At 44.1% G+C, this 6,152-nt stretch carries 4 protein-coding genes; all 4 read right to left on the reverse strand.

All coding sequences use genetic code 11. From position 1 onward, the window contains the following. Positions 1 to 398: 398 nt before the first annotated feature. On the reverse strand, positions 399 to 2,291 hold the full coding sequence (locus tag Q0Q74_RS13875) for a hypothetical protein (protein WP_294431826.1): 1,893 nt from the start codon (positions 2,289 to 2,291) through the stop codon (positions 399 to 401). Between the two features lie 144 nt (positions 2,292 to 2,435). Further along, the gene (locus tag Q0Q74_RS13880; protein ID WP_294431828.1) at positions 2,436 to 3,110 is read right to left on the reverse strand and encodes a hypothetical protein; all 675 of its coding nucleotides are present in this window, start codon (positions 3,108 to 3,110) and stop codon (positions 2,436 to 2,438) included. A gap of 15 nt (positions 3,111 to 3,125) precedes the next feature. Further along, complete coding sequence (locus Q0Q74_RS13885; RefSeq protein ID WP_294431829.1) at positions 3,126 to 3,962, reverse strand: glycoside hydrolase family 16 protein; 837 nt, start codon at positions 3,960 to 3,962, stop codon at positions 3,126 to 3,128. Positions 3,963 to 3,977: 15 nt separating this feature from the next. Beyond that, the coding region (locus tag Q0Q74_RS13890) for a hypothetical protein (RefSeq protein ID WP_294431831.1) at positions 3,978 to 6,152 on the reverse strand (2,175 nt) is incomplete at its 5' end.

The raw sequence follows: 6,152 nt of genomic DNA on the forward strand, positions 1-6,152 counted from the left end.
GCATTCCTCAACAACGAGACACGATACTCTGCTCTTACACGCAAGTTCCCAGAGCGGGCACAATGCAAGTTTGTTGTTCGTCTACGAAAATTGCTTGTATAAGCAAAGAAAGTGTGACGCGAGTTTTCGGCACGAAAACTCGTTAGTGAGCGTAGCGAACGACAAACGAACAGGCTGCTAAAGCACGATTCGAACATCTCCAGAAACTTGTTGAGCTTTACAAATAATGAAGCTCTAGCATAAATGCGAACGGCACTGTCTTTTGGACAGCCCCTTTTTTTGTATCTGCGTTAAGGATTGTAGCACCGCCGCAGACAAAAAAAATCGGCAGGTTCAAGAATCGCTCTGGACTCCTGAACCTGCCTCATTCAAGGGGGTATGGTTATTCGGCTTACTTATTATTCAGCCTTAAATTCACCGTCTACAAAATTAACTGTTCCAGTGTATGTGTTTGCTCCTATTTTGAGTGCAATGTCAACATCAATCGTGGTGTGTGTTGCATCTTGCATGATGCCAAACAGGCGGACTGATTTTGGACTATCGCCATAATCATTGAATTCCCATGAGTTTACTGTTACAGCATCGCCGCTTGCATGGTCTTTGACTGTAATGGTTGATGCGCTTACAATGTCGGCGGCATTTGCTCCTGTGATTTCGAGGTTTGTGTTGTCAAGGTAAATCCAGATGCCTGCTCCTTCAATCTTTGTCGCACTATTGCCCTGCTGAAGGACTGGAAGTGTTGTTACGACTGGTGCTTCTGGAGCGATTTCTTTTTCATACAGATAAATATTGTCGACATATACATCGGTCATCGGGCCAAATCCGAGCTGGAACATGAATGCATTTTCTGAAGCGTTGAGTTTTGTCAAATCAACATCAATTGCTTTCCATCCGTATTCGCCGGCTTCTGTTGAAACTTCTTTTTCTCCTGCTCCGCTTTCACCAACTGAAACAACTGGTTTTACTGCAACTGCGTCTTTTGTATACAAATCAATATGGAAGAACATATGTTTGTTACCTTTTGCAGCTGTTGAAATTGTTGCGCCGTTTGCTTTGAATTCATACAGACCGAACCATCCGCCTGTAGTCAATTTTTTTACTGTTTTTGAAGCATTGTCTACTGTAAAGGTGTAGTCACTCCATGTAGGAGAGCCGCCCCAGCCTTGTGCCCAGTCGGTAACTGCTGTATTGCTTTCGACTGTTGAACTGAATACTACATATGCCGGTGTGTTTTCGATTGCGGCAAGTGCACTTGGAACTGCATCTGATGCTACGATAACTGATGCTGCAAATTCTGTTTCAGCGGCAAGCAAAGTTGCGCGCGCATTATCGATTTCTGTCTGTGTGGCATCTGCTTTGTCTGAAACGGCTTTTGCTGTTGAAATTGCCAGATTGAATGTATCAAGACTTGCCTGTGTGTAATTTCCGACTGATTCACCAACAACTGCTGCAGAAGCGATTTCGTTTGCTGCACTGATTGCCGATGAAAGGGCAGTTTTGTCAATGGCAGGTGCATCTTTTGAAGCAACATAGAATTCAGTGAATTTTACTGTTCCTGTGCCTCCGAAGATGATTGCAATCTGTGTTGCAGTTGCTGCTGAACTAAGCTCAGAAACTGGCAGAATATAGGTTACTGTTCCGTCAGTATTTGCATTTGCGTATGCGGTAAGTTTTGTCATCGCATCCGGGCTTGCAATCTTGATGTTTGCATTGTCATTTGCTGATTCACCTGTAGAAAGCTCAAAGTCCTTTAAATCAGCTGTCAAAACAATGTGTGTGTAACGGGCCAGATAGCCTGGAATAATGTTGCCATAAGCGAGGCATGAAACACTTGGTGTGCCCCATCCAGAACCTGCTGTAATGTTTACAGAACCGTTTGCTCCGTCTGTTTTTACAGAGCCTGAACCCCATCCGTCTTGATCGATTACTTCAATTTTAGTATCACTTTCGCTGCCTCCGAAGAAGTATGCTTTGTGATATGATGTTAAATCGCTTGGCTTGAGGGTGTCATTGCCGGTGTTGCCGTCGCCGGTGTTTCCGTTATCGCCTTCGTTGTTGCCGGTATTTCCATTTCCACTGTTATCGCCATTGTTGTTGTTTTCGTTACCGCTATTGTTGTTACCACCGTTGTTGTTGTCCTGATTTTTGCCGCTGTCTTCTTGTGGTTCTGCAGGTTTTGATGTTTCGGTCGTGTTGTCGTCATCATCATCGCTGCTGCAAGAAAAGAATGTTCCGGTTGAAAGTAACAAGAGTGTACTAACAAGAGAAATTGCTTTTAGAAGTTTTTTCATATGTCCTCCTTTTTTAACTCCTTTTGAATGGGTTTCTCCATTTTTATATGTATTGTTACATCACTTTTCTGAAAATGGTAGGTAGATGATTTTCAGAAAGGTTCTATCTTTTCGGCAATCGTGCCCTGATTTTCGGCCAGATGCTTATTTCAGGGTGAGGGTAACCGAATTTCCTTCAGAATCAAGATAATCAAGGTTTCTTATATCGAAGTAGTCTTTTTTATCAAATGAGCCGCCCCAATCACCTGCAACGATAATCATGAACGCGTTTATTATCTTGTCTGATTTAGCACCAGAAACATCAAAAGTTACAGTAGTCCATTCATCCTTGCTGATTGTCTGTGATAAAGCTGTCTTTGACGGATAGATTTTTGCTGATGCACCGCCGTCGTTCTGAACGCCGATACAAAGAGCTTTATTGCTGATGCTTCCGCGAATCTCAAAGGTCATTTTAGAGACTTTTGAGAAGTCGAATGATTTTGAAGTGTCAGATGAGATTAATCCTCCGCCGACCCAGCCGCCGCCTTTTTCTGTAATAGTAAAGGTTGAATAGCCGCTTTTGTTTTCAAAATCGAAGGTTCCAGCTCCATCGCCCCAAACCTGAATATCGAAAATGTCGTATTTTGGATTTTTGCAAAGCTGCCAGCCTGAACCGCCACTTTCTCCAGGAGAATCAGGGTCGTTTGAGCCAGTTTCGATTTTGCTGTAATCCCGGATTTTTGTTCCGTCATCTGCTTCCGCATCATTCTGACAGCCTGTTGCAAAGAACACGCAAGCCGAAGCCATAAGCATTGCTTTTATCAATCTTCCTTTTTTCATATCAATCTCCTTTTTTTATTGATAAACGCGTACATAGTCGATTTGGAATTCAGCGCCTGAATCTCTTAGACCTGTTGCCGCACTCGTACCGCCCAAATTTCCGCCGATTGCAAGATTCAGAATGATGTAGAAATTCTGGTCATAAGGCCAGTTTTTTGTGCTTCCATCATTTTGATATGAACCTGTTGCTTCATCGTCGTAATAAGCGGTAATTTTGCTTTCATTCCATTCGATGCCAATCGTGTGCCATTCATTTGAAAGATTCTCGTCATATGTTTTGCTGCCTATGCTGACCGGATTTTCGCCGCCGTGTCCTTCTGCATGAAGTGAACTGAAAATTCGGTGATTTCCGCAGACAGCAGGTGCATTTTCCATGATGTCGATTTCACCGCTTTTCGGCCAATCGCCATATACGCTGTCCTGTGGCATCATCCAGAATGCAGGCCATGCACCCTTTTTATCAGTGATTTTTACGCGTGCTTCAATGTAGCCGTATTTCCAGCTTGCCTTTGAATTCATGCGTGCGCTTTTCCATTGGCCGTCCTTGTAATAGGCTTTGATTGTGAGCAATCCGTTTGCAACAGAAGCTGTGTCAGCGGTGGTAGAATTATCTGTATAATTCTGAAGTTCATTGTTACCCCAGCCGCCAGCTCCTGTCTGATATTTCCATTTTGAGGTGTCTGGAACTCCTTCATAATCAAATTCATCGCTCCAAACGAGTTTCATTCCTGATTTATCCAAAATTTCATTTTCCTCGTCTTCTGGCAAAAATCCACAGGATACGCCCATCAGTGCAAGAATTCCGGCACTGAGCAATGGAACTGTAAAGGCTAAGATGTGTTTCTTTTTCATGATTTTCTCCATTTTTTATAGTCCGATGTTGAAGTAGGTCGTAAGCTCCATGTAGTGAGCGCCGTCAATTTTTGCGCCTTTCGGCAATGCAGTGTATGCGTCTGAACTGTATTTGTCGAAGGTGCGTCCAGTTGCTCTTACACCGATTCGGTTTGTTTTTTCCAGGAAACTTGGTGTTTTGAATCCGTATGCAAGGTCAAAGGTGTATTGCATCGGGAATGTCTGGTTGAAGTTTCTCCACCAGTTTTCAGTTCCCCAGTCATTAAAGGCAATGTTTCCTGAAAGCATCCATTTGTCGTAGCGGGCAGCAAGATTCAGGCGGACAAAATTGATGAATTCTTTTGTTCCTGCACTGACATAGGCTCCTGTGGTTGCGCCAAGCCGACCGGCAGTTACGCTTCCAACAACGCGGAGATTCGGAATCGGATTTGTTACTACACGGGTTCCAACTGTCCAGAGGTTATACTGCAAGGGCAGGGCACCACCGTCATACCATACGAAGTCTCTGATTGAGGTTCCGTCGTTGTTAGTTCCGCTTGTTTTTGTATCGCTTTTGAACGGAAGTTTATCGGTTTTGTCAGCATAAGCCTGATAGAATCCTGTGAGCGAGATTGCGAAATTTGCTCCCTCGATGTCGCTTGAATTCCATTCGTGGAACCAGGTTGCGCCTTCCGGGTCATAAGTGAACACTGCTTCGATTTCCATTGCACGGCGGTTTCCCATTCCAACGATAAACGGTGAGCCTGAAAGCAAGTCACGGCCACACGCATCTTCAATCGGCATACGCATACGGAATATTGGTTTTGCGACAAAGTTTCCGTAAGCAAAATCTACGCCGCCCTGAACTTCAATTCGGTTTCCGCTTCCTGAATCAGCATTGAAGAAACTGCCACGAACTGCCTGAGGATTTGTTTCTGCAACAAGTCCGCGATAGATACCGTTCACATAGATGTATGTATGCTGGAACATATTCGTTCCAAGTTGACCGAATGCACCGAGCGTATCAATGGCTTTAATCTTGTCTTTGCCACCAGATTTTTTAACATACTCTGCACCGAGTTTTTCTGAACCTGAATGAAGTGCTGCGAGTTTGAGCGTAATCCACGGACCATAAAAGAGTTCTGTGTAGACAGATGCCTTTCTGCCTGGTCCGAATCCATTGTAAGGATCATAGCTTACATTTGTTGACGAACCGAATTCTTCTGCATAAGTTGCGTTGAGCACGATTCCGTCAAGGAAACCGACATTTGGAATCCATTTGTAGTAATTTGCAAGAATCTGTGGTTTTGAGTAGCCCCAGACTTCCGGACCGCCGATTACTTCAAGACCTTCAAACTGGCCTTTTCCCTTGAATTGAAGGGCAATCGGGGCAGCCGAGTTGTTCATGTCATAACCGATGATGTCATACGCTTCCTTGCTGATTGAAAATGGGTCTCCGTGTCCTTCAAAACTTGCATGTCCGACATGATAATATCCTGCAACATCAAATGCTTCGCCGGTGTAATTGAAATCCGCTGAGTAAACAGCCGCGTGCTTCAAATTTTCGTCAGTTGCATCAGCATCTTTTGTGTAATACATTGCCCAATGGTCAGCGAGATTTGTGTAAGGTTCTGCGTTCCATGCCTTGAAAGTGATGTCTCCTGTGAAATTCTCCCACGGTTTGATTGTAAGACCGAGGGTTGCTTCTGCGCTGAGTTTTGGCTCAATCGTTTCGCTTTTTGCATCAGGATATTTTGAATTGCGCTTCCAGTTTTCCTTGTTGCTCAAATCGTCTTTGAGGCCTGTAACATAAATCGGTGTTGTTGCCTGAACGCTCGCATCTAGCTGAGAGATTCTGACAAAATCATGCTCGTTGAGGGCCTGTTTGATTGTCTTTTCATTTCCTCGTGCAACATACATTGAATATGGAAGATTTGCGAAAGTCTGACTTACCTGAGCCATGCTCGAATCATAGAGGTTTAGAGTCCATGCATCTTTGAGCATGTAATATGCTGCCCTCGGTATGCGCATGTTGATTCCGTTTTGTTTGACCTTGCTTTGTGCGCACAGACCGAACCATTCTTCGCTCATGTTGTTGCGTCCGTCTGCATAGTCAACATCGTAGCCTGCATTTGACCATGAAGCGTCATCGTGCTCATCAAGATTTTTGTTCTGGTAGCGTTTCCACCATTCGTCCATCCATTCAAACAC

The sequence above is a fragment of the uncultured Treponema sp. genome (assembly GCF_946187725.1).
Taxonomy (GTDB): Bacteria; Spirochaetota; Spirochaetia; order Treponematales; family Treponemataceae; genus Treponema_D.

Bases quoted from the DNA above. Each gene is read 5' to 3' on its own strand.
- Q0Q74_RS13875 (WP_294431826.1), bottom strand. From the start codon at position 2,291: ATGAAAAAACTTCTAAAAGCAATTTCTCTTGTTAGTACACTCTTGTTA.
- Q0Q74_RS13880 (WP_294431828.1), bottom strand. From the start codon at position 3,110: ATGAAAAAAGGAAGATTGATAAAAGCAATGCTTATGGCTTCGGCTTGC.
- Q0Q74_RS13885 (WP_294431829.1), bottom strand. From the start codon at position 3,962: ATGAAAAAGAAACACATCTTAGCCTTTACAGTTCCATTGCTCAGTGCC.